The following is a 23,220-nucleotide window of genomic DNA, read 5'->3' as shown; positions in this document are numbered from 1 at the left end:
ATAATGAGTTTTCACTGCCAAAATTATTTGAGGGTAGTGCATTAATTATTTTCGGCAGTAACGACTCCTTACTTTCAGCAATAGCTAATGAACATTGCGGACTATACGAAAGCCCAGATTGTTTCCTTTAAAATTGGGAGCAAAACCACCTCGGGCAGTAGAAGAACAGGCATCTATATCGCCATTAAAACTTCCGCCTCTGGCAATGCGATAAACTCCTTTTTCCGCTCCTTTGGGATGAACCTTTTTATCTTTTTTGTAGATGTCATAATAATCCCAACACCATTCAAATACATTTCCGCTGAGGTCATAAAAGCCCCATTGATTTGGATTTTTAGTAGCCACCGGATGTATTTTGTTTTCGCTGTTTTTACTATTCCAGGCGACATCATTGGCATCGTTGCTTCCGGAAAATTGTAACTTGTTATAGTTATCTCCGCAACGAGATGCATATTCCCATTCTGCTTCAGTAGGTAAACGGTAACCTGAGGCATTCCAGTTGCAGGAAATGATATAACGCAAAGTATCTAAATTGCAGAGATTGTTAGGATCAGTTTTGGATTTATCTATTTTATAACAAGGGGTTAACCCGTTTAAAATACTTAGAGCATTGCAAAATTGCACTGCTTCATAAAAGGAAACATTGGTAACAGGATAACTATCGCCTTTAATTTCCGAAGGGTTATAGCCCATTACATCAGTCCATAATTTTTGTTCCACTTCCGTTTTTTTCATCAGGAAAGGAAGGATTTGCACTTCATGACGGGGACGTTCATCTTCACTGCGATTCAGAAATTGAGTTCCCATCTGAAAAGTTCCGCCGGAAATATATTGGAAACCATCAGGATACTTGGAAAACTCAGTTTGGGAAAGAGTTACTTTCAGGTTATCCTTGTTATAAATTCTAATTTCCTTACGACAGAAAGAATTTTGGTGCATTACTTCCAAAGTGTAAGAACCAGCTTGGACATTAGAGAACTTTTTAGAGGTTTTTGCTGTCAGTTTGCCAATAAAATCACCTCCCAAATAAAGGTCTCCAGCAAGAGGACTTTCTATGGTTAAAGCACCTGTGCCCACTGACACTTTTTTGGTTATAGGTGATAGTGGAGTTAAGGAATTGAGCTCTATAGATTGTTTTTCGGAATGCGGAATTTGCTGTTCGGGAATAATTATTTGCTGCTCCGGTATTTTTTTAGGTTCTTCTCTATAAGAATCGGGAGCATCAAAATCAATCATTGTGGTCTGATTTTTATTAACATTAGCTAAACGGATAATTGTTTCCTTCGGACTAACCAATTTCAGTTCATAAACTCCAACCGCTATATCTTTGATAATGGGCTGGTCTCCTGCAAACAAACTTTGGCTGAATTCACCATCTATATACAAGTCCCCGCCAAAAGAGGTTTTAACTTTTATACTGCCATAACTTGGAGAAACAACAGGTTTGCGCTCTTGAGGAATAGAAGGAGGAATAACAGGAGAAATGGGTGTAACAGGTTCTGCCTTTACAAAATAGAAATCCTGCCTTAAAGTTCCTGTGCTATAGGGAATTTGCCGTTCTTGGGTTTTAATCGCTACTTCGTTACTGACCCTTTGAATAAGATCAGTAATTTTAATCCCCGGAGTTGTAATATTGGCGAGCAAGGATTCCGTGAAAGGACTATTTCTACCTTCTCCATCAGAGGCAGTTCTTCCTTGTTCCGTAGCAAAAATTACACATTGAGAGCCGGCGGAAACTGTCATTGGGGCTAAACCGCTTCTAATGGAACGCGAAAAAGCAAAAGGATTATCTCGGCAGGCATCTAAAATTACAATGCTTATAGCCGCTCTGCTCAATTCATCCAAAAGCATTGAAGTATCATAAGAAAGATAAGCACAACGCGTTGCTGAATCAATATATTCATTCACCGGAATAAGATAATTCTTACCTTCAATTTGGGCAGCGTGGCCACTATAAAAAAAGACCACTTCATCGGAAGGAGTAAGTGTAGAAACAAATTCACCAACTGCCCTAAAAAAACCTTCCCGATTGAGGTCAGTAAATAAAGAAGCGCTAAACCCTAACCCTTTAAGAGCATTATACACATCTGAAGCATCATTTATTGAATTGCGCAAAACCTGCTCATTGTAATTGGCATTTCCAATTACTAATGCTTTACGCATACCCCATAAAGGGCTTAAACAAGTGATAAGCAGAAGCATAATAATAACCGCCTGTTTCACACCCACCTCCTTAGATAAAGTGGTTTTGCTATAAGACCTCTTTAAATATTATAATCAATATTGGAAAGAAAGCAAATTGACCTCATATTAACTGCAGATTATATTCGCCCACAATGTCCAATAGCTCTTATATTCTTTATTTTTGTTAATAATTGTTTGGGGAAAAACTGTCAAGAGGAAAGTCAAGAGGTCTACAGTAAATGAAGAATGAAAAAGGAAAACACGCATTAGAGATAGGAAAAATAAACATTGACAATTTTCAGAGTTCCCCTGAAGAAATAAACTGATTTATTATGATGATTAGTAGTTAAGGAGTTTTTATGAAAAAGTTTATTATTCTACCTGTCTTATTGCTGCTTTTGTTATCCTCTTGTGAGGATATAACCAAAGTAACTGTTCGGGATGATAATCAGGATCAGGTAGCGCATTTAGGTCCTGATCCCGATTTGCTTGGTAATACGGAATTGTTTTTTATTCCTGGCACTATTCAGGGTTCCGCTATTTGGGTAATAAATGGTCCTGCAGCAAATATAGGAGTTGACATTCGGGATAAAGATAGTTCCAGTTTTATATATTTTGCCGATAGCTATATAGGTTCAGGTTCTAACACTGCTCAAACAGGAACTCAGATACCCTGGAATAAATGGATGAAAGTTCGTGTAGTGGTTTATAAATCAGGACTTTCAGGCATAATAGTGAATATTATTCGGGCTTTGGGTTTGGACTTTTTTGATTCCTTAGAGGACTATTGGATTGAACAGATATTTGAAAATGAGGTCTATTTATGCAAAGACGGATCCCGGCTGACAACCCCTGTAAAGAGTTATTACAAGCTTCAGGAATTAAACCTATAAACACAGGATATTGAAGTAATACAGAGGTATATCTTATTGCCTTTATATAAGTTGGTAAAAAAGGAATTGGAGAAAATTCCCCTTTCTTTGGGGTAAGATAACTTTCATATTGAGAATACATAAATGTTTTTTTGTTTTATGTGGATTCCTGCTCGCGCAGGAATGACAAAGGACTTATCAGTCAAGAAATGGTATCAGATGATAAAACTTGACGGATTTGGTATTTCAGGAATAAGAGAATAAATTTTAAGTACACAATAGGAGATGACTGATGGAATTTTATGAATCCCCTCCTTTTTCAATGACTAAAAAGATAGAGGAGACACCCTTAGCTCCTGCTATGAAAATAAGTGATTGGATAATTGTTTTTATCCTGACCTGCATTCCGGTATTAAACCTTATTATGTTGATTATATGGTCTTTGGATAAAAGAGGCAATCCCAATCGCCGTAGTTTTGCCCAGGCAGTTTTAATTTTTGTGGCTGTTATGTTAGTCCTTTCCAGCTTTTATTTCGGGCAGATGACTGGTTGGCTTTTTCAAATAATGGCTTTAATGTAGAAAAAAGGAGAAAGTATGAAATATTTAGATTTGGCAATGAATGCGGCGGAAAAACTCGGTGCTGAATATGCCGATATCCGCATTCAAAAAACAACTGATCAGGTAATTTATCTGCAAAACCTTTCCCTGAAACATACCAGTAATAATGTTCTGCAGGGTTATGGCATCCGGGTTTTCAAAGATGGTGCATGGGGTTTTGCGCATAACAATGTTTTTAATGAAGAAGCGGTTTTAGCTACTGTAAAAAAGGCAGTTGAAACAGCAACCCTTTCTGCGGAAGTGAATAAGACAAAGAAATTGCGTTTAGCCCCGGAACGCAGTTACATAGCTACATACAGAACCCCTGTTAAAATTGATCCTTTCACTGTTCCCGTATCTGAAAAGATAGACCTGATGATGGAAGTTGCCCGCACAATGCTTGCTTATGAAGGAATTATGAAAACTGTGTTTTTAATGATTCTGCATAAGGATGAAAAACTCTTTGCCAGCACTTTAGGAACGCGTTTAGACCTTACTACGCAGTTTATCAATCCTATGATTACAGCAGTAGCGGTTACGGAAAGTGACAGCCAAAGCCGAACTTTTGATGAAGGTGGAAGAGCTGTCGGTTGGGAATGGATTTTGGAACTGGACTTAAGGGAAAAAGCCAAACAAATTGCCGAAGAAGCACTTATCAAAGTGAAAGCAGATACCCTTGGTGCTGAAGAACGCAGGTCTTTAATTCTTGATCCTAATCATCTGGGTTTAACAATGCATGAAAGCGTTGGTCATGCTACAGAACTGGATAGAGTTTTGGGTTGGGAAGCCGATTATGCTGGTGTTTCTTTTGCCACACCGGAAAAATTGAACAACTATCATTACGGTAGTGAACTGATTAACTTTGTGGGAGATAACACTTTGGAAGAAGGTCTTGCTACTCTCGGTTTTGATGATGATGGGGTTCCCGGTCAAAAATGGTATATTATTAAAGACGGTATATTAAAAGAATATGGCAGCACGCGTGATACTGCTTTGGAAATTGGCTTGAATGCTTCCCGCGGATGTAATCGTGCAACTTATTATTTTAATCAGCCGATTAACCGCATTCCCAATTTATATTTACTGCCAGGAACAAAGCCCTTAACTCCGGGTGAACTTATTGCCGATACTGAAGACGGAGTTTATATTCAAGGCAGAGGTAGTTATTCTATTGATCATCATCGCATAAATTTCCAGTTTGGAGGCGATTTCTTCTGGGAAATAAAAAACGGCAAACTGATTCGTCCCTTGAAAAAAGTTATTTACAAATCTTACAATCCGGAATTCTGGAATAGCTGCGATGCTATTTGTGATGAGCGTTTTTGGCGTCCCTTCGGGGTTGTAAATTGTGGCAAAGGTCAGCCGCCACAAACAGGAAGAATGACTCATGGTGCTTCAACGGCAAGATTTCGTAATATCCGAGTAGGAGGTTCACAATGAATAGCGAAAAAATTGTGCAATACATCCAGAAACACTGCATAGCAGATGACTGGACACTAAATATTACTAAAGATGACAGCCACGAAACCCGCTTTGCTCAAAATGTTATAACTCAACATATTGCCGGGGCAATGAAGGAAATTTCTTTAAGCGTTTCTTTTGGCAGTAAATCGGGAAGCTGCACTGTAAATCAGGATGATGAAGAAAGTTTGGCATACCTTGTTAAAACAGCTGAAGAAATTGCCAAATTAGCTCCCGAAGACCCTGAATTTGTTCCTTCCGTAGGGAAAATGGACATTCCGGAGATTGCAAATTGTGATCCTCAAACTAAGGCACTGGAACCTAAACAATTAGTAGATATTGTTCAAACCAGCATTAGCAAGGCAAAGACATTTGGAGCAACGGTTTCCGGTTTAACCGAAAAGCATATTGAAACCAATGCTCTATTTACTAAAAACGGGTTTGCTGGTGAATATGAAAAAAGTGATTTTGGTCACTCTATGACGCTGAAAAAAGAAGAAGTAGAAACAAAGGTTGCCTATGAAGCTAAAAATTTTGCGGACTTTAACCTAAAAATCCTTCTGGAGAAACTGCTCAATCAGGCATCATCTCTTGCTGTAAAACGGACATTTGAACCCCAAAAAATAGCTGTCCTTTTAAGACCTCTTGCTCTTCAGGAATTACTTTGGTTTATGGGTTGGATGATGGACCGCAGATATGCGGATGAAGGTATCACTCCTTTTACAAACCAAATTGGAAACCCCTTCTTCGGAGAGAAATTCAGCTGGTTTTCTACTTATAAGCAACCAACTCTTTTAGCACCACCTTTCGCGCACGATGGCATAATTGCCGAAGAAATTCCCTGGGTGGAAAAGGGCATTTTGAAAAACCTTGCTACCAGCCGTTATTGGGCAAAAAAAATCGGCAGTAAACCTTGCGATATCTATAATATGTTCATTCCTGGTGAAGGATATAGTGAAGAAGAAATGCTGCAAATGGTTCCCCGCGGGCTTATTGTAAACAGCTTTTGGTATATTCGCACTGTGGATACAAAAGCAGGTGAATTTACAGGAACCACTCGCGATGGTGTATGGTATTTTGAAGATGGAAAAATTCAGTATGCCGTAAATAATTTGCGCTTTAATGAAATTCCTCATAATGCAACCGGAAGAATTATTGCTACAGGTATCAGTGAGCTGGCAAATCCTATTTCTTTGTTGCCTCCAATGCTCATTGATAACTTCAATTTTGTAGACAAGACCTCTTTTTAGAAAAAATAAATTGACAGAAATTTGAAAACTAAAAAAGGGTATTTACAAATGCGATTCAACATTCGCCCTAAGCCAATTCCTTCTATTACGGGAGTGCCTTTGGACCAGAATGTTCGATCCCGTTAATAAAAGGAGATACCAAATGCCAGACAGAACACTCATTTGCCAGGACTGCTCCAGAGAATTCGTTTTCACTGAAGGTGAACAGGAATTCTATAAGGAAAAAGGCCTTCAGAACGAGCCCAAACGCTGCCCCGAATGTCGTAAGGCAAAAAAGGCACAGTTTAATCGTAACAGACGCAGACAATCTAATTAGATAGTTTCTAATCTGTTAACGCCACTGCTAAAATGTAGTGGCGTTTTTGTTTGCCCCGCATAGATAAAAAGTTGCCGCTCACGAATTTCACAGATTAATTTTAGAAGCGAAGTTTTAGCGATTAGAACATTATCTAAATTAGTATGTTATGGCGAGTTCTTATTTTGAAGTTCTTCGTTTATTATCCTTGTTCTTATAAACAGTACAAAAAAACTATTCCTATTGATCCAGTCGATCCAGTTATCCTCGTTCCATTTTTTTAGCTTTGATAATAATAAATAGAAACTGGATAAAGAATTTTGGTCTTGACATATATAAAAGGTCGCTAAATGTATACTTATCGTTTCTATAAATTGTAAAATTTTAGTTTGCATATATGAGAATGGAGATCAAATATGTCTATGCCCGAAAAGGAATATTTAAGCATAAAACAAGCCAGTAAATGGGCAACCCAAAAATTAGGGAAAAAGGTTACCTCTTCCAATATTGCGTATTTAGTTCAATATGGAAGAATCAAAAAATATGGTGAGAATGGACAATGCTATGTGTTAAAAGAAGAATTGGCAGAATATTACCATAATATTAGCCATAATAAAAAGGAAGAATGGACTCAGCAACTTGGTGAAGATTTAAATTGGGTTCTGGCTTTTGATAAATATACAGAAGCAGAAACAACGAAACATGTGCACAGATTACATCCTTATAAGGGTAAATTTATTCCACAGTTAGTTGAGTATTTTTTAGATACTCACACAGATAACTTTAAGCAGGAGGTATTTTTTCATCCTGGAGACATTGTTCTTGACCCATTTGTTGGTAGCGGAACAACTTTAGTGCAAGCTAATGAATTAGGTATTAATGCTATAGGTATTGATGTTTCTGCTTTCAATGTTTTAATATCCAGTACTAAAATAATGGGATATGATCTTCAGAGTTTGAGTTTTGAACTAAATAAACTGACTAATAATCTAAAACATTATCTGATGTATTCCAAGGTATTTGAATTTGAACAGGAATTGCTTGAGGAACTAAGCAAATTTAACAAGAAGTTCTTTCCAGTTCCGGAGTTTAAATACAAAGTGGCACATAACTTAATAGATGAGAAAAGTTATACTGAGGAGAAGGAAAAAGAGTTTTTGCCAATTTACTACAGTTTAATTGATAAATATGCAATCAAATTACAGCAGGATAAATCTGAAACCTTTTTGGATAAATGGTTCTCTCAACAAATTAGAGAAGAGCTGGAAAAGCAAGCAAAGGAATTAAGAAAAATTGATAATGTTAATAACCGTAAACTTGCCAGTATTATTCTTAGCCGAACTATGAGGAGTTGTAGAGCTACTACTCATTCAGATCTGGCTACTTTAATTGAACCTGTAACTGCAACTTATTATTGCAAAAAACATGGAAAAATATGCAAGCCACAATTTTCAATTTTAAAATGGTGGGAAACCTATTCTAAAGATACATTAAAAAGAGTAATGCAATTTGCTGCCTTAAGAACAAATAGCACTCAAGTATGTGTAACCGGTGATAGCAGAACTATTGATATCTATGACAAAGTAAAACAAGTAAATCCCGATTTTGCCGAAAAAATTAAAGTGAATGGAATAAACGGAATTTTTACTTCTCCCCCCTATGTAGGATTAATCAATTATCACGAACAGCATGCTTATGCTTATGATCTCTTTAACTTTGAGCGTAATGATGAACTGGAAATTGGTCCTTTATATAAAGGGCAAGGGTATGAAGCAAGAAAAAGTTACAGCGAAAGCATTGTTCAGGTTTTACTTAATTGTAAGAAATTTTTAGCAGCAAACTATAATGTATTTTTAGTGGCAAACGATAAATATAATTTATATCCTCAGATAGCTGAAATTGCCGGGATGAGAATTGTTAATCAATATAAAAGACCTGTTTTAAACAGAACCGAAAAAGATAAAACTGCTTATTCGGAAGTTATATTCCATTTACGGGAGAAGTAATTGAATGAATAAGTTCTCTGCAGACAAAACTCAAAAGATATCGGAAGTGGTAATTAAAATCCTCTATAGAAGGTTTGAGGAATTTCCTTCTGATCTCTCTCGTAACCGTAATGCTCCTTTTCATAAGGCCTTTTTGCAGGCATTTTATGATAAAATGGAACGGTATCAGATAAATAATTATGAGCTCATTGGATTGAGTAGCTGGTTACATGGTTTAAATACAACTTTGGGTCAGGTTTTTTTTGAAAAAGTAGCTCATATCCTTAGTGGAGGCGAAAAAAGAGAATTTACTTCTGCTCGCTCAGGGGCTCTATATATTACGGAAGAACAACAAAAAGCTATTATGGACATAATGACGGATTTATCCAATAGAAATAAGAAACCCGATTTAGAAAGAGAACTGCAAGCTATTCCTAAGGCAGGGGAAAACGACTTAATGGAAACCCAGGGATTTAGTGCAGATGTTTTTTGGATAGACCAAAATAGTATTGAGGCAATAGAAATGAAAACAGTTAAACCAAATTCAGGTGAGATGAAAAGTGAAAAACAAAAAATACTAATCGGAAGGACTGCATTGCAAAATAAATATCCAGATAAAGAAGTTCATTTTCATATTGGTTTTCCTTTTGATCCAACAGTAGATGAAGATATTGAATCACCTTGCAGTTATAATAAACCCCGATTCCTCAATAGTATTATTTGTGGGAATGATTTCTTTGATCCCAAAGAAGTTTTGCTTGCCAGTGAGCTTTGGGATTATCTTTCTGGACAGAAAGACACAATGGAATTCTTGATAAACATAATTAATACAATTGCCACACCGGAATTTATGGATAATTACAATATAGTCCAAAGTTTTAATGGTAATTATAACTCTAACATAATGAGCATCTTGGAAAAATGGAATCTATTCAGCGAAATGGAAATAGCGCAATATAGCGAGTTGATAAAAGAAAAAATAAATAATAACCGAAACTTAACTCGTGTTTTCAATCAACACATTATCAATCCCGATTATAATAGGAATCGCTATAATGAATTAAGCAAGATGTTTTAATGTAACATAAATATAGGGTTAGAAACGAATATATTAGGGCTGTATCATAAGAGAAAAATAGCGAGATAGCACTATCTCACCACTCACATTTTTAACAATTTACGGGTAAATGTTCGTTCCTGTGTTTTAACCACCATCAAATAGATTCCGGAAGTAGTGTTGCGCTGTTTATTATCCAAGCCATCCCAGGAAAGGTGATGAATTCCTGTTTCCAGATAAGGATATTCCCAGTTTCTAATCAATTGTCCCTTAATATTATAGACCTTCACCGTAACAGGAGCGGGAAAAGCAATTTTCAATTCCAAAAAAACAGAATTGCCAAAAGGATTGGGATAAGCGCTTAAATATTCAATTTTATCAGGTGGCAGAGGAGGTGTTTCGGGTTCAGTAAAAGGCACTATCAGAACAGCAGGACCAAAAACCTGAGTAAAACCGCTGTAAGAAACCGATTCCAACCAATAATATAAAGTATCGGACAAAGCAGTGTCAGAATCGTAATAGCGATAATTATTTCCCGTTGCACAACCTGTTGCCGGGATAATTGCAGCATTCAGTTTAACCGCATTGGACAAAGATAAATTGCTATTCCGGTAAAGATTGTAGCCCAGCAAATTGTTTTCGGAAGCGGTATTCCAGTAGATATTACCCCCATTAGAGTAGGTAGCATAAAAAGATGTAAGCTCAACCGGCAGAGTAACTTCCTCTGCCATGAAGAAATCCATTATGCGAGTTACAAGGTTTGCTCTGGTATTGGGAAAAGTGCCATCCGTCAATTCGCTCAAAGCATAGCTGAAGACAAAACTCCGTTGATTATAGCCACCGGCACAAGCTACGGCTACACATCCGTAATCACTTTCTTCAAATGCACTTCTGGCATAAGGATAGAGCTCTGTAAAGCGGTCTATATAATCCACTTTGGTTTGCGAAGAAGAGGTAAACAGCATTCCAGAGGAAGGTGTATAAGAAACACCGCTAAGGTTATCTATAGCATTAGTTACGCCATCTTCGGCACTGATTATTCCCAAAAGGGGCCAAAGAACTTCATAAGCATCCAATTCACCTTGAATATCTGGAAGATAGTAAGTTAAATCAAAACCGACAACATCAACGCCTTCAATATAGACCCTGCCACCGGAAATTAAATAATTATAAAGGGCATTAAACATATAGGGTTTATCAAAACGCACGATATTACTGCCTACCGCACCAAAACTTAAAAAAACCGCATCAAAGCTATAAAATGAAGCAGGAAAAGTAGTTCCGTAAACACAATTATAACCCAAATTCTGCAAAGTGTTTTTAATAAAGGTTCCGCTCATATCTCTTCCGCCGGAAATGCCTTCCCAAACAAATATTCCTCCGGCATTAATAAGAATGCTAAAAGATAGGTTATTTCCTGCCACAACGGGTAAATCCGCAGTTGTCTGCAAATTGAAGGTTACATATTGAGAAGTTGCAGTTGGCAGAACATAAATATTAAAGACCTCTTCCAAAGTAAAATAAGCATCGGCTGGAATGCTTTGATTGTGGCTACCGGAAAGGATATTTACATTAGGATTGGTAGTAGAAATAGTAAAAGTGCCATAAGCAGAATATTCACCGTAACTTCTCAACAACAGATTTACCGAAAATGTTTCCCCTGGCTCCACTGCCAAATTTCCATTAGCGTCTGTAGCACCTCTATTTTCTATTAAGGCAAGGCGGATTTCCTCATCAGGAAGAGGATTATCTTCTTGCAGAGCACGCCTTGCATTCAATTTGCCTTCACCCAAAAGATTTTCTTTTCCGGGATTTACTGCATCCACATCATCGCAACTTCCTTTGATTCTATTGAGAAGAGCACTTTGGCTGATTTCGGGATAATATGATTTGATTAAGCCCGCTAAAGAGCTCCCTACAGGACTGGCATAAGAAGTAGCATTACTAACTGTCGTATAACCACTTCCGGAAAGAGTGCCAATGGAACCCGTAGGAGCACCGACATCCACAAATGCACCGTAACAAGAAACGGAAGATTTCACTCCGTTATTTTGCAGAGCAGCTACTGCCAAAACATTTTGATAGGCGGATGGATAGACAGGAACTGTGTTATTACTATTACCGGCAGCTGCAACAATAATAGACCCTAAAGAATAAGCATAATTTATAGCTTCCTGATTTGCCTGCGAATAAGTAGTTCCACCCCAACTGCAATTTATGATGTCCGCTCCGTTTTCAGCCGCATAAATAATACCCTGATAGCCATTATATATTGAACTTGAGCCAGGATAACTGCAGGAAACGGGCATTAAAGTTAAATTCCAGGCAAGGGAACTGACTCCGATTGTATTATTTGTTCTGGCAGAAAGAATTCCGGAAACGGTTGTGCCATGACCACTGCTTTCATAAGGATTATTGGATTCACCACCGGAACTGGTAGCGATAAAATCCCAACCAATGAGGTCATCAATTTTTCCATTTCCATCATCATCAATTCCATTCAAGTCACCCGTATCCATAACCCAAGTGCTTCCGTTATAATAAATTGTGTAACCATTGTGGTTGAAATCTTCCCCTAAATTTTGCCAAATATTTTCTGCCAAATCAGGATGAGTCCATCTGCAGCCGGTATCTACCAGAGCAATAATTACAGGTTGAGTGCCATTTTCACCTTTATGAATATCCCAGGCGGATTCTGCCTCCAGAAAAGCAAAATAGAGAGATTCTGAATAATGCTCGTCATTGGGAACAGCAAAAATGACATCGGGATAAACAATTTCCGCATATTGCACACAGGGGTCAGAAGAAAGTAAATTTACAACTGCCTGAGGCGGATAAGGACTTTGCACTGTAAAAATTAGAGAAAGTTCACATTTCTCTCTTTTTTGCGGCGAAATGCTGAATTTAGGGTTTAAGGAACTGACCTGCAATTTCTGCAGTTTTTCATCTATAGACGCAATTCCTGTGCGATTATCGGACTTTTGTAAAGAAGAACGAAATTCCGGTTTCAGCTTAAAAATAGCCGTTCCTTCATTTTCCTTTAAATCAGCGGCAAAAAGTCCAAAAGCAACCAATAAAGCTAAAAAAACGGTAAAATGTTTCATTTCCGCCTCCTAAAAAACGGATTCTCGCCTTCTTGGAAAAAGACCTTTATCTCCTTTACCGAAACGAGGAATGATATGCAGATGAAAATGGGGAATACTTTGTCCCGCAACAGAACCGCAATTCATAGCCAAATTGTAACCACGCGGCTCAAATTTTTCCTCTAAAACTTTTTTCACTTTCAGAGTTATATCGTGCAAAGAAATCGCTTCTTCCGCATTTAGATTAAAATAATCGGGTGTATGACGCTTGGAAATAATCAGGGTATGACCCTTGCTAACAGGATATTTATCCCAAATTGCAAAAAAATGTTCATTTTCTGCCAGATAAACTGAGCAATCAAGATTACAAAATTCACAAGCCATAAGTTGTTACCTCTTTTTTATATTATAATTCATTCTTTCAGCTAAGCCAAAATAATGTTTGGCAGGGAATAAAAACAAGCGCGCTAAGTATAATGTTTCAGTATCGCTTATTCTTTGCTAAAATCTGCTGTAATATAGATGTAAATAAATAAGGTAAGAAATCTCTTTATCCTTTTAACTCACTATAATATTATATAGTTAGCTGTATGTTTTGCCTTTCTTGTTTGAAGATGTGTATTTGCTTGGTATATAGACGATTAAGTAACGACTCCGTAACACTTCCGTAACACTTCCGTAGTTTCGTTACGGAGTTGTTACTTGAATGTTACTTGGTTATTACAAGATTAAACTGGAATGTAAACCTCCCTTTCAAACACAATAAAAATCAGGAGCCATTTGCGTCTTAACATTTTTATTATTTCCGCTATCTTTACATGCGCAATATAACTTGCGACAGATTGTGAAGCCGGAGTTGCAGTGAGCTCCGGCTACACAAATTAAAAATGGCAAGATATCGTTTTCCCGGACGCCGGTGCAATTTTTTTCTTGCAGTAAAAGCATTGTTTCAAAAGTATTGTTTTATAGAGGCAATTGCGTCTCTTATTTTGAGGAGTAAGAAATGAAATATAAAGTGCAAATCGTTTTGGCAATATGTTTATTGTGGACAATGTCCCTAATCTCTGCCAAGCCCGATCCCAATGCTTTAGTCGGTAAAATTGGAGATCGGGAATACAATTACAAAAAATTTAATGATGGATTTAAATCATATCTCCAATATCACGGAAAAGGAAAAGTCCTCACCAAGCAGGATAGCATTAAATTGAATAATCAATACTGGGAAGAGCTTATCGGGATGTATGTTTATGACCAGGCAATAAAAGCTGGTAAAATAAAAGTTACCGATGCCGAACTGGAAGCAGAAATCAAGAAAAATATTCCCGCAGAAATTAAACAGATTAAGGATTTTCAAACCAATGGCAAATTTGATAAAGCCAAATATGAACAGGCATTAAAAGACCATCCCGATTTTAAACGGGAAGTTATGAATTATTCCCGTGACCTCTATTCCTATAACAAACTGATTAAAACCATTAAAAATGAGGTAAAAGCCAATCCGGATAGCGTTAAAAATGCCTGGCTGAAAGAAAATGATTATGCCAGTGCCAAAATTATTCATTTTGATTACAATAAATTGACTTCTGTTAATGCTACTGATGATGAAGTCCGAGCATTCTATGAAGCCCATAAAGATGAATTTAAAAGAGAAAATGGACGCAGCTATCTTCTGGCTCGTTTTCCAGGCAATTTGAGTAAAGCAGAAAATGCGGAACAAAAGGCACAGGAAAATAAAATTTTAAGCACAGCACTTTATAACCGGGCAAAAGAAGTAGGTTTACAAAAGGCAGCGGAAGAAATGAACATTCCTCTGGAAGAAAGTACCTATTTTAATTCCCAGGATCAAATTATTCCTCATATAGGTCGTGCTCCCGATTTGGTTTCTTTTGCCTTCAATAATCCCGTTGGTTCCATTCCGGATATTTTTTATGCTCCTACAGGGGATATTCTGGTTTTGGAACTGAAAAGTGAAATCCCTGAATATTACATTGATTTTGAGATTAAGAAACAGGAAATGATTATCCGGGCAAATCGCGCTAAACGAATGTACACAATGGAAAATTATGTGCAAAATTTTATGCAAAGTGAAACACCGGAAACATATTTGGAAGCAGCAATTAGAGATAGCATTGCGGTTATTGAAGCGGAAAAAGTGATTGCCGATAACGAAATTAAACCCTTAGGCAAAATTCCCTCTTTGAATACTGCAATTTTAAATACTCCCGAGGGCTCTTTTACACCTCTTATAGAAAATGAAAAACACTGGTATCTTGCCCTCGTTACCAAACGCCAATATCCCGACTTAACTCTCTGGGAAAAAGATAAAAAGAAAATCATTGCCGACGCAGAAGCAAAATTACAGGAAGATCATCTCAATCAATGGTATCTTGAACAACGCCAGAAAGTTCAGATAATTGATAACCGGAAAGATTTTTATGAATTGCAAATGCAGCTGAAATTGTAGGAGGTCTTGAGGTCTTTAGGTCTTAAGGTTTAACACACTCTAAACAGAGAAAATGGTAATATAATTGTAAATCTTTCATCCTGAAAATCCTCAAAATTCTGTTCATCCCAGACCTATTCTTTCATCTGCGAAATCTGTGAACTACTTCATTTTTTCAGATTTTAATTGACGAACCTTCTATGCCTCTAAAAATGGAATAAATATTATATAATGGACTACCTAATGAAGAGATTATTTATCCTCTTACTTCTGCTGATAGGTTGTTTTGGACTTAATGCCCAAACCGGACTTTTTAATTTAAGCTATGCTATTCCAATTGAAGAAGCCGATTCCCTGCTTGCCTTAAGCGACTTTTACACCCCAAACATAAACGACAACTTAGTGCGCTATTATCCTGAAAATAGTACTTTTGTAGAGGCAATTCTGGTTTTTGTAGAGCCCCAAACAAGGCGTATTATTGGATGGTTCATAAAATACAGTCCTGATAATTCTGAAGAAGATGATGCTTATGTGCTTCAGACCTTACAGGAAATGCATGGCAAAAACAATTATTTTGATGAAGAAACACAACAACTTATCTGGTTTTTATCCACTACTCGAAGTGTTCATATTATGTATGCTGATGATAACAGTTTAACGGTTCTCTATTATGATTCTTATTTCCCTGAACTTTTCCACCTCAAAGATAAAAAAGCTTCACGGAAAGATTCTGAAACCGAAAATAATACTTTACCTGAGGACTCTAAACCTGCACCTTCTGCTGAAGACACGAGATAATTAGTTTTATCTAAAAAATATTCATACTTTTAACAGTATGCTATGTAGCAATAAATAACTTGACCAATTAAGGCATTTATTTTTTAAAGAAAAAGATAAGAATTTGGAGTGAATATGAACATACATTTCAGAGATGTCCAAAGTGGTAGTGTTGAAGCCAGAGCGATTATAGAAATTACGGATGGCGTTTTTTTAAATGAAGTTACCATTTTGAATATTGATGGTGAAATAGTAGTGGAATTTCCTCGCAAGAGTTTTGTAGGTAAATCCAAACGCACCTACTATATAGATATTATTACTTTTGAAGATAATGATAAACGGATTGTGTGGGAACTGGAAATTAAAAATGCTTACAGGGAATGGCGAAAAGCTAACAAGAAAGTGCTAATTTACGAAGAAAAATAAAAAAAGAAAAGGAGGATCATAAAATGATCACCGATTTGCAAAACATTCTCTCCACCAACATTAAAGGTATGAAACGTTCTGCTATCCGCGAACTTTTAAAGTTTCTCGGACAACCTGGTTTGATTTCATTTTCCGGTGGTTTTCCCAGCCCTCTTTCTTTCCCGATTGAAGAGCTGAAAAGCATCATTGCCGAAGTTATGGAAAACGAAGCTGCTTTTGCACTTCAATATGGAACAACTGAAGGTGATGATTTATTAAGAACTATGCTGGCTAATCGTTATAAAGCCAATGGCATAGATGTTACCAAAGATAATATCATTATTACAACTGCCTCTCAACAAGCATTAGACCTTATTTCCAAAATGTTTATTGACCCAGGCGATGATGTTATCGTTGGTTTGCCTTCCTACTTAGGAGCACTTCAGGCATTTGGTTCTTATGGAGCTAATATGATTGGTATTCCTATGGATGATGAAGGTGAAGACCCAAACCTGATGGAAGAAGCATTAAAAGACCTTGCTTCTAAAGGTAAAAAACCTAAATTTATCTATCTGATTCCCGATTTCCAAAATCCTACCGGAATTACAATGAGTGAACGCCGCCGGAAAGAAATGCTGGAACTGGCTCATAAATATGATGTTCTGATCCTGGAAGATAGTCCTTACCGGGAACTTCGCTATGAAGGTGAAACTCAAAGAACTCTCTATGAACTTGATGGAACAGGTCAGGTTGTTATTTTAGGCACTTTCAGCAAAATCTTCTGCCCCGGTTTTAGAATTGGCTGGGTTGTAGGCAATCCCGATGTTTTAGATAAAATAGTTGTAGGAAAACAGGCAACCGATTTATGTACTCCGCCTTTCACTCAAAGAATAGCTGCCCGCTATATGGAAAAGGGTTATCTTGATCCCAAAATTGAAGATATTAAAAAGATGTATTCCGTGAAACAAAAAGTGATGCTGGAATCCCTGGAAAAATATATGCCCGAAGAAATGAAATGGACTCATCCTCAAGGTGGTTTATTCCTGATGGTTACAGGACCTGAAGATTTGGATACTAATGCTCTTCTGCTGGAATGTATTAAAGAAGCAAATGTAGCTTATGTTGCCGGAAACAGTTTCTTCTGCAATGGCAAGGGTTATAACACAATGCGTTTGAATTTCAGCTACGAAAGCATTGAAACCAATATTGAGGGATGCAAACGCTTAGGTAGTTTCTTCAAAAAGGTATTGCAAAAATAAATAAGTATTGGAGGAAAGAATGTCCAAAAAAGTCGAAAAAGACCGTATGGGCATGATTATACGCGAAGAAGATACTCCCGAAAAAATGGAAGTAGAAATAACAGAAATAAAAGCTCCCGGCGATGAGGATTCACCTGTCCTCATCTATTATAACTGGTGCAAAAAATGCGGAATCTGTGTGGCTTTTTGTCCAACTGGTTGCCTGGGAAGAAAAAGTGACGGCTCTCCTTTTGTGCAGGCACCGGAAAAATGTACTCATTGCGAGAATTGTGATCGGCTTTGTCCTGATTTTGCCATAACCGGTGCCAAGGAACGCTAAAGGAGTTTATAATGACAGAAAAAGATAAAAGTAAAAAGACCAAACATAAAACCACCTCCGATAAAGCATCACTGGCTGCAAAACCGGAAAGCAAACTGGAAGAAATTCAAGCAAAACGCGAACGCAAAACAGTTTTAATGCAAGGCAATGAAGCTGTTGCTTACGGTGCTTTGGATGCTGGAGTGAATTTTTTTGCCGGCTATCCTATTACTCCTTCCACGGAAATAGCGGAAATTTTAGCCGCTGAACTTCCCAAAAGGAACGGTGTATTTATTCAAATGGAAGATGAGCTTGCCTCTATTTGTGCTATAATAGGTGCTTCTTTGGCAGGAGCTAAAGCCCTCACTGCTACAAGCGGACCAGGTTTTTCTTTGATGCAGGAAGGAATCGGTTTTGCCAAAATTACGGAAACACCTTGCGTAGTTGTTGATGTTCAAAGAGTAGGACCCAGCACGGGAATGCCAACAAGTCCTGCTCAGGGTGATATTATGCAATCCAAATGGGGTTCGCATGGTGATTCTCCCGCTATAGTTCTTTACCCGGATTCAGTTAAAGAAAGCTATGAACTAACTATCCGAGCTGTGAATTTAAGCGAAAAATACCGCACTTGCGTAATTTTGCTGTTGGATGAAGTAATTGCTCATATGCGGGAAGCAGTTTGCCTTCCTGATATTGCCAATGTGAGAATTATCAATAGAATTAAACCGACTGTGCCTCCTCAATGGTATAAGCACTACGATGAAAATCAAAAATACCTTTCTCCCCTTGCCAGTTTTGGAGAGGGCTACCGTTTTCATGTTACCGGTTTAACTCACGATTCTCATGGCTTTCCGACAAACAAACCAAGTGAAGCAGCAGAAATGATGGAACGCTTACGGAAAAAAATATCCTATAACATTCGTGACCTCGTTCAAATTGAAAGCTACCAGATGGAAGATGCCAAAATTGCTATTTTTGCAGCCGGAATCACTTCCCGCGCTGCTAAAGCGGCAATTGCCTCTGCCCGAGCCGAAGGTATTAAAGTTGGACTTTTAAGACCTTTAACTATCTGGCCCTTCCCTGATGACGCAGTTCGTAAAATGCTCCGTAATGTAGAGACAGTTATTGTTCCGGAACTTAATCAGGGTCAGCTGATTCACGAAGTGCAACGGTTGACTAAAGAAAAAAGTGACGGCGGTTTAATTCCTATTAACAAAGTAAGCAGTGAATTGATTACTCCGAATGATATCCTGAACAAAATCAAGGAGGTATGCTAAAATGGCTAATATTCCTCAACGCATTATTCATGAATACCTGCGTCACGATAAGAAATTTCCCCATGTCTGGTGTGCCGGATGCAGTAACGGTATCGTTTTAGGTGCCATTATCCGTGCCGTTGCCTCTTTGAATATAGACCGTAATGATATTGTAATGGTTTCAGGTATTGGCTGCTCTTCCCGGATGCCTGTTTATGTGGATTTTAATACACTTCATACCTTACATGGACGCAGTATTGCTTTTGCTACAGGCGTAAAAATGCACAAACCGCATTTGAAAGTAATCGTTGTAACTGGAGATGGCGATTGTGCAGCTATTGGAGGTAATCATTTAATCCATGCAGCGCGCAGAAATATAGACCTGAAAGTGATTATGATCAATAATAACATTTATGGAATGACAGGTGGACAATGCAGTCCTACTACTCCTCATAATGCTTATGCTACTACTGCTCCCTATGGAAATATAGAACCCGATTTTGATATCTGCAATCTGGCTATGGGTGCAGGTGCTTCTTTTGTTGCCAGAACAACAGCTTTCCATGTTCTGGAAATGCAATCAATGATAAAAGACGCTCTTCAGCATCCAGGTTTTTCTTTAATTGAAGTAGTAAGTGCCTGTCCTGTAATTTACGGACGCTTGAATAAAAAAGGCGGTGCAGCTCAAATGCTGAAGGACTTCCGCGATAATTCCCTTCCTCTTGCCGCCGTGGAAAAACTGCCTCCGGAAAAAGTGGAAGGAAAAATCATTCGCGGTATTTTACGCAAAGAAATCCGTCCCGAATTCGCTGCCGAATATGCAGCTCTGTGCAAAAGAGTGCAAACCGAGGGAGGTGAATAATGGCTAAAACATTTGAAGTTCGCCTTTCCGGAAGTGGTGGCCAGGGCTTAATCCTGGCAGGAATCATTTTGGCTAAAGCAGCTGTTTTGGAAAACAGAAAAGTAACACAGACGCAAAGTTACGGTCCTGAATCCCGAGGCGGTTATTCGCATGCCGATGTGATTATTAGTGATAAGGAAATATACTTTCCTGAAGCAACGAATATTAATTGCCTGCTGGCATTAACTCAGGAAGCATGCGATAAGTTTCTTTTTGACTTGTGCGAAAACGGAATCCTGATTATTGATACTACCTTCGTAAAAAATCTGGCTTTAGCTGCTGAAAATACTTACGAAATCCCTTTCACGGAAATTGCCCAGGAAAAATTAGGCAGCCCTATTTCTACCAATATTATGGCACTTGCCTTCCTGGTAAAAATTACAGGTATCGTAAAAGAAAGCTCTCTAAAAAAAGCAATAGAGGAAACGGTCAAGCCAGCATTTGTAGACCTTAATTTGAAAGCAATGCAGATTGGTTTTGACCTGGCAAAAAAATAGAAAAAAATAATGTGTAGTCGGAGGACGCCGTTCCTCCGCAAAAAGCATAAAGATAAAACCTGAAGCGAATATCTGATAAAAAATGTGGAGCTTCAGCGAGCTCCGGCTACACGACTATAACAATCATAGAGTCAGGAGTCGTCACTACCGAAAGGAGTTATACACAACCCACAAATTGATTTGGCAGAGAGGACTTATGACGACTCTTACCACCATTTCATAAAGGAGATAACTTATGCTTAAACACATCAGCCATATTGGCATCGCAGTTAAAGACCTGGAAGCTGGAATTGCTTTCTACGAAAAATTGGGCTTGAAATTAGAAGGCATTGAAGAAGTTCCCTCTCAAAAGGTGAAAGTTGCCTTCTTTCCTTGTGGAGAAACAAGAATTGAACTTCTCTGCCCTACTTCGGAGGAAAGTCCTATTGCCAAATTCATTGAAAAGAAAGGAGAGGGAATTCAGCATATTGCCTTTGCCGTTGATGATATTGAAGCTTCTTTAAAACGGGCAAATGAATTAGGTTTAGCCCTAATTGATAAAGAACCTCGTCCGGGAGCACATCACTCCGATATTGCATTCCTGCATCCAAAATCCGCTTTGGGAGTCCTGATAGAATTTTGCCAGGAACACAGCTAAAGCTAAACAGGTGAACGGGTTAACAGGTGAAACACGCGTTGGAAATAGAGAATTAATGAGACAGTGAGATAGTAAAATGGTGAGATGGTGAGAATTATAAAAGATTTTTCTTATATATAAATAAAATACTGTAAATCCTCAAAATCCTGTTCATCCCCTACCTATTCTTTTATCTGTGTAAATCCATGTCCATCCGTTAAATCCATGTCCTAATCTTTTATCTGTGTTATCCGTGTTATCTGTGAGAGACATTTCTTTTGCGTGAAATCCTTGACAGATTTCCCCTCTCCAAAAATCTGCACTCATATATACTATTATAGGAGAAAAAATGTACGCCATCGTAGAAATTAAAGGATTTCAGTATAGGGCTGAAAAAAACGCTGTGCTGCGCGTTCCCTATCTGAAAACGGCAGAACCGGGTCAAACATTAACATTTGACAAAGTTCTTCTCCTGCGTGAGGAAGAAGAAATAAAAGTCGGTCAACCCGTTGTTGAAGGCGCTAGCATAGTTGCAGAAGTGATTGAAAATGGTAAGGGAGAAAAAAAGATTATTTACCATCATAAACGTAGGAAAGGTTATCGCGTGAAAAAAGGTTATCGCGAAAGTTACACAGACCTCCGGGTCACGGATATTTTGGCTTAAAAAAAAGAGGTTAAAAATGGCACATAAAAAAGGTGTGGGAAGTTCCAGAAATGGCCGTAACAGTAATCCCAAGTATCGTGGTGTAAAAAAACACGCCAGTGAAAGTGTTTTAGCTGGTAATATTATAGTTCGCCAAAAAGGCACAAAAATACACCCCGGCAAAAATGTTGGGATCGGCAGGGATTATACTATTTATAGTTTAATAGACGGTAAGGTTACTTTTACTATTGGAAAAGAAGGCAGAAAGTATGTGAGTGTGCAACCGATGAATGAAGAATGAAAAATGTAGAATGTAAAATGGATTTTGTAAGGAAATTATAAATAACTTTCGGTGAATTCTGTGACTAACAAAAAAAGCATAACTTCTAAATAATTTCGGTGTTCTCGGTGTAAATAAAACTATAAGGAGAAAAGATGGAAGCACAACAAATTCTTCTGCTTATACTTAGTATCATAATCATCGGAACTACCATTATCGTAGGCATCACTTTATATAAGGATCAAGCATACACAGCCAATAAAACTGCTCTTGTTGCAGAAGCCCAAAATTATGGTAAGAGAATTACCAAATATTGTCAAGACCTTGCTTCTTTAAAGAAAGATAATTTACAAAGTGCTTCTGTAGATACAACTAAGCTGATAAAGTATCTTGGCTGGGAAGGCAATTTCATAAAGACAGAAGCAGGAACTTTTAACATTACTGCCGTTTCTGACTCTTCCGTAATTATTACGGGATATGCAAAAGCCAAAAAGAACGGCAAAAGCCCTAAAGTTGTTGTTACTGTCACATTCCCAGAAGGAAAAATGGAACTGAGGGAAAGTGACTTAGTAACGAAGTAAAAGCAAAAAGGGTGATTGTGCTTGACATAAAAAGGCAATCTCAAGAGTTGAACACAACAAAAAAAGTCCGGTTTTGGAGGTAATAATGGAAATCCGGGATGATTTATATTACACGGACACCCACGAATGGATACATTTAGATGGCGATATAGCCACAATCGGTATCAGTGATTTTGCTCAGCATGAGCTTGGCGATATTGTTTTTGTAGAGCTTCCCGAAGTAGGACAAAAAGTAGCAGCCAGTGAACCCTGTGGTTCAATTGAAGCCGTGAAAGCGGTAGAAGACCTGATCAGTCCTCTAAGTGGCAGAGTTGAAGAGAAAAACATTGACCTGGAAGACAGTCCTGAACTGATCAATAAATCGCCTTACGAAGAAGGGTGGTTATTCAAAATTCGGATGTCCAATCCGGAAGAACTGGAAAATCTGCTTTCTGCTGCAGAGTATCAGAAAATAATTCCCTAATCCCTTCAGAGAATAA

The 23,220-nt window shown here is 37.8% G+C and carries 23 protein-coding genes; 20 read left to right on the top strand and 3 right to left on the bottom strand.

Going from position 1 to position 23,220, the window contains the following annotated elements; all coding sequences use genetic code 11:
- Positions 1–84 precede the first annotated feature (84 nt).
- Positions 85–2,223 carry an SUMF1/EgtB/PvdO family nonheme iron enzyme gene (locus CLOAM_RS01495; RefSeq protein ID WP_044278788.1) on the bottom strand — a complete coding sequence of 713 codons (2,139 nt, stop codon included), beginning with the start codon at positions 2,221–2,223 and terminating at the stop codon, positions 85–87.
- Positions 2,224–2,543: 320 nt separating this feature from the next.
- On the opposite strand from CLOAM_RS01495, the gene CLOAM_RS01490 reads away from it, so the two are divergent.
- The 7 genes from CLOAM_RS01490 to CLOAM_RS01460 all read left to right on the top strand — a co-directional run bounded on the left by CLOAM_RS01490 (position 2,544) and on the right by CLOAM_RS01460 (position 9,723).
- Positions 2,544–3,077: a hypothetical protein gene (locus CLOAM_RS01490; RefSeq protein WP_015424078.1), complete on the top strand. Its 534-nt coding sequence runs from the start codon at positions 2,544–2,546 to the stop codon at positions 3,075–3,077.
- 271 nt (positions 3,078–3,348) lie between these two features.
- Complete coding sequence (locus CLOAM_RS01485) at positions 3,349–3,636, top strand: hypothetical protein (protein WP_052293567.1); 288 nt, start codon at positions 3,349–3,351, stop codon at positions 3,634–3,636.
- Between the two features lie 15 nt (positions 3,637–3,651).
- Positions 3,652–5,094, top strand: coding sequence for a TldD/PmbA family protein (locus tag CLOAM_RS01480; RefSeq protein WP_015424076.1), 1,443 nt, complete (start codon positions 3,652–3,654; stop codon positions 5,092–5,094).
- Positions 5,091–6,365: a metallopeptidase TldD-related protein gene (locus CLOAM_RS01475; protein ID WP_015424075.1), complete on the top strand. Its 1,275-nt coding sequence runs from the start codon at positions 5,091–5,093 to the stop codon at positions 6,363–6,365. The genes CLOAM_RS01480 and CLOAM_RS01475 overlap by 4 nt, the downstream gene beginning before the upstream one ends.
- A gap of 142 nt (positions 6,366–6,507) precedes the next feature.
- Positions 6,508–6,681, top strand: coding sequence for a zinc-ribbon domain-containing protein (locus tag CLOAM_RS01470; protein WP_015424074.1), 174 nt, complete (start codon positions 6,508–6,510; stop codon positions 6,679–6,681).
- Positions 6,682–7,076: 395 nt separating this feature from the next.
- On the top strand, positions 7,077–8,666 hold the full coding sequence (locus tag CLOAM_RS01465; protein WP_015424073.1) for a DNA methyltransferase: 1,590 nt from the start codon (positions 7,077–7,079) through the stop codon (positions 8,664–8,666).
- A 4-nt stretch (positions 8,667–8,670) separates the two neighbouring features.
- Complete coding sequence (locus tag CLOAM_RS01460) at positions 8,671–9,723, top strand: TdeIII family type II restriction endonuclease (RefSeq protein ID WP_015424072.1); 1,053 nt, start codon at positions 8,671–8,673, stop codon at positions 9,721–9,723.
- A gap of 83 nt (positions 9,724–9,806) precedes the next feature.
- On the opposite strand, the gene CLOAM_RS01455 is transcribed toward CLOAM_RS01460, so the two are convergent.
- On the bottom strand, positions 9,807–12,806 hold the full coding sequence (locus CLOAM_RS01455; protein ID WP_015424071.1) for a S8 family peptidase: 3,000 nt from the start codon (positions 12,804–12,806) through the stop codon (positions 9,807–9,809).
- A 9-nt stretch (positions 12,807–12,815) separates the two neighbouring features.
- Positions 12,816–13,169 (bottom strand): HIT family protein, encoded by a 354-nt coding sequence (locus CLOAM_RS01450; protein ID WP_015424070.1) that lies wholly within the window; start codon positions 13,167–13,169, stop codon positions 12,816–12,818.
- A gap of 619 nt (positions 13,170–13,788) precedes the next feature.
- Here CLOAM_RS01450 and CLOAM_RS01445 point away from each other — a divergent pair.
- The 13 genes from CLOAM_RS01445 to gcvH all read left to right on the top strand — a co-directional run bounded on the left by CLOAM_RS01445 (position 13,789) and on the right by gcvH (position 23,204).
- Positions 13,789–15,249, top strand: a complete 1,461-nt coding sequence (locus tag CLOAM_RS01445) for a peptidylprolyl isomerase (protein WP_015424069.1) — start codon at positions 13,789–13,791, stop codon at positions 15,247–15,249.
- 222 nt (positions 15,250–15,471) lie between these two features.
- Positions 15,472–16,026: a hypothetical protein gene (locus tag CLOAM_RS01440; protein WP_044278787.1), complete on the top strand. Its 555-nt coding sequence runs from the start codon at positions 15,472–15,474 to the stop codon at positions 16,024–16,026.
- A 114-nt stretch (positions 16,027–16,140) separates the two neighbouring features.
- The gene (locus CLOAM_RS01435) at positions 16,141–16,431 is read left to right on the top strand and encodes a hypothetical protein (protein ID WP_044278786.1); all 291 of its coding nucleotides are present in this window, start codon (positions 16,141–16,143) and stop codon (positions 16,429–16,431) included.
- A gap of 23 nt (positions 16,432–16,454) precedes the next feature.
- Positions 16,455–17,669, top strand: a complete 1,215-nt coding sequence (locus CLOAM_RS01430; RefSeq protein ID WP_015424066.1) for an aminotransferase-like domain-containing protein — start codon at positions 16,455–16,457, stop codon at positions 17,667–17,669.
- A gap of 19 nt (positions 17,670–17,688) precedes the next feature.
- Positions 17,689–17,988: a 4Fe-4S dicluster domain-containing protein gene (locus tag CLOAM_RS01425; protein WP_083774669.1), complete on the top strand. Its 300-nt coding sequence runs from the start codon at positions 17,689–17,691 to the stop codon at positions 17,986–17,988.
- A gap of 11 nt (positions 17,989–17,999) precedes the next feature.
- Complete coding sequence (locus tag CLOAM_RS01420; RefSeq protein WP_015424064.1) at positions 18,000–19,244, top strand: 2-oxoacid:acceptor oxidoreductase subunit alpha; 1,245 nt, start codon at positions 18,000–18,002, stop codon at positions 19,242–19,244.
- 1 nt (position 19,245) lies between these two features.
- Positions 19,246–20,085, top strand: coding sequence for a 2-oxoacid:ferredoxin oxidoreductase subunit beta (locus tag CLOAM_RS01415; protein WP_015424063.1), 840 nt, complete (start codon positions 19,246–19,248; stop codon positions 20,083–20,085).
- Entirely contained in the window at positions 20,085–20,621 is a 537-nt protein-coding gene (locus CLOAM_RS01410) for a 2-oxoacid:acceptor oxidoreductase family protein (protein ID WP_015424062.1), read from the top strand. Before CLOAM_RS01415 ends, CLOAM_RS01410 begins: the two co-directional genes overlap by 1 nt.
- A gap of 235 nt (positions 20,622–20,856) precedes the next feature.
- Positions 20,857–21,258, top strand: coding sequence for a methylmalonyl-CoA epimerase (mce, locus tag CLOAM_RS01405; RefSeq protein WP_015424061.1), 402 nt, complete (start codon positions 20,857–20,859; stop codon positions 21,256–21,258).
- Positions 21,259–21,586: 328 nt separating this feature from the next.
- Positions 21,587–21,901, top strand: a complete 315-nt coding sequence (rplU, locus tag CLOAM_RS01400) for a 50S ribosomal protein L21 (protein WP_015424060.1) — start codon at positions 21,587–21,589, stop codon at positions 21,899–21,901.
- A gap of 16 nt (positions 21,902–21,917) precedes the next feature.
- Positions 21,918–22,181 (top strand): 50S ribosomal protein L27, encoded by a 264-nt coding sequence (rpmA, locus tag CLOAM_RS01395; protein ID WP_015424059.1) that lies wholly within the window; start codon positions 21,918–21,920, stop codon positions 22,179–22,181.
- A gap of 134 nt (positions 22,182–22,315) precedes the next feature.
- The gene (locus CLOAM_RS01390) at positions 22,316–22,741 is read left to right on the top strand and encodes a hypothetical protein (protein ID WP_015424058.1); all 426 of its coding nucleotides are present in this window, start codon (positions 22,316–22,318) and stop codon (positions 22,739–22,741) included.
- 85 nt (positions 22,742–22,826) lie between these two features.
- Complete coding sequence (gcvH, locus tag CLOAM_RS01385; RefSeq protein ID WP_044278785.1) at positions 22,827–23,204, top strand: glycine cleavage system protein GcvH; 378 nt, start codon at positions 22,827–22,829, stop codon at positions 23,202–23,204.
- Positions 23,205–23,220 lie beyond the last annotated feature (16 nt).

The organism is Candidatus Cloacimonas acidaminovorans str. Evry (assembly GCF_000146065.2).
GTDB classification, from domain to species: domain Bacteria; phylum Cloacimonadota; class Cloacimonadia; order Cloacimonadales; family Cloacimonadaceae; genus Cloacimonas; species Cloacimonas acidaminivorans.
Note: the sequence above shows the minus strand (reverse complement) of the source record. Positions and strands in the feature narration are given on the sequence as shown.

What these genes read in the sequence shown, in the direction of transcription:
- CLOAM_RS01490 (WP_015424078.1), top strand. Translation starts at nt 2,544, where the DNA reads ATGAAAAAGTTTATTATTCTACCTGTCTTATTGCTGCTTTTGTTATCC.
- CLOAM_RS01485 (WP_052293567.1), top strand. Translation starts at nt 3,349, where the DNA reads ATGGAATTTTATGAATCCCCTCCTTTTTCAATGACTAAAAAGATAGAG.
- CLOAM_RS01480 (WP_015424076.1), top strand. Translation starts at nt 3,652, where the DNA reads ATGAAATATTTAGATTTGGCAATGAATGCGGCGGAAAAACTCGGTGCT.
- CLOAM_RS01475 (WP_015424075.1), top strand. Translation starts at nt 5,091, where the DNA reads ATGAATAGCGAAAAAATTGTGCAATACATCCAGAAACACTGCATAGCA.
- CLOAM_RS01470 (WP_015424074.1), top strand. Translation starts at nt 6,508, where the DNA reads ATGCCAGACAGAACACTCATTTGCCAGGACTGCTCCAGAGAATTCGTT.
- CLOAM_RS01465 (WP_015424073.1), top strand. Translation starts at nt 7,077, where the DNA reads ATGTCTATGCCCGAAAAGGAATATTTAAGCATAAAACAAGCCAGTAAA.
- CLOAM_RS01460 (WP_015424072.1), top strand. Translation starts at nt 8,671, where the DNA reads ATGAATAAGTTCTCTGCAGACAAAACTCAAAAGATATCGGAAGTGGTA.
- CLOAM_RS01455 (WP_015424071.1), bottom strand. Translation starts at nt 12,806, where the DNA reads ATGAAACATTTTACCGTTTTTTTAGCTTTATTGGTTGCTTTTGGACTT.
- CLOAM_RS01450 (WP_015424070.1), bottom strand. Translation starts at nt 13,169, where the DNA reads ATGGCTTGTGAATTTTGTAATCTTGATTGCTCAGTTTATCTGGCAGAA.
- CLOAM_RS01445 (WP_015424069.1), top strand. Translation starts at nt 13,789, where the DNA reads ATGAAATATAAAGTGCAAATCGTTTTGGCAATATGTTTATTGTGGACA.
- CLOAM_RS01440 (WP_044278787.1), top strand. Translation starts at nt 15,472, where the DNA reads ATGAAGAGATTATTTATCCTCTTACTTCTGCTGATAGGTTGTTTTGGA.
- CLOAM_RS01435 (WP_044278786.1), top strand. Translation starts at nt 16,141, where the DNA reads ATGAACATACATTTCAGAGATGTCCAAAGTGGTAGTGTTGAAGCCAGA.
- CLOAM_RS01430 (WP_015424066.1), top strand. Translation starts at nt 16,455, where the DNA reads ATGATCACCGATTTGCAAAACATTCTCTCCACCAACATTAAAGGTATG.
- CLOAM_RS01425 (WP_083774669.1), top strand. Translation starts at nt 17,689, where the DNA reads ATGTCCAAAAAAGTCGAAAAAGACCGTATGGGCATGATTATACGCGAA.
- CLOAM_RS01420 (WP_015424064.1), top strand. Translation starts at nt 18,000, where the DNA reads ATGACAGAAAAAGATAAAAGTAAAAAGACCAAACATAAAACCACCTCC.
- CLOAM_RS01415 (WP_015424063.1), top strand. Translation starts at nt 19,246, where the DNA reads ATGGCTAATATTCCTCAACGCATTATTCATGAATACCTGCGTCACGAT.
- CLOAM_RS01410 (WP_015424062.1), top strand. Translation starts at nt 20,085, where the DNA reads ATGGCTAAAACATTTGAAGTTCGCCTTTCCGGAAGTGGTGGCCAGGGC.
- mce (WP_015424061.1), top strand. Translation starts at nt 20,857, where the DNA reads ATGCTTAAACACATCAGCCATATTGGCATCGCAGTTAAAGACCTGGAA.
- rplU (WP_015424060.1), top strand. Translation starts at nt 21,587, where the DNA reads ATGTACGCCATCGTAGAAATTAAAGGATTTCAGTATAGGGCTGAAAAA.
- rpmA (WP_015424059.1), top strand. Translation starts at nt 21,918, where the DNA reads ATGGCACATAAAAAAGGTGTGGGAAGTTCCAGAAATGGCCGTAACAGT.
- CLOAM_RS01390 (WP_015424058.1), top strand. Translation starts at nt 22,316, where the DNA reads ATGGAAGCACAACAAATTCTTCTGCTTATACTTAGTATCATAATCATC.
- gcvH (WP_044278785.1), top strand. Translation starts at nt 22,827, where the DNA reads ATGGAAATCCGGGATGATTTATATTACACGGACACCCACGAATGGATA.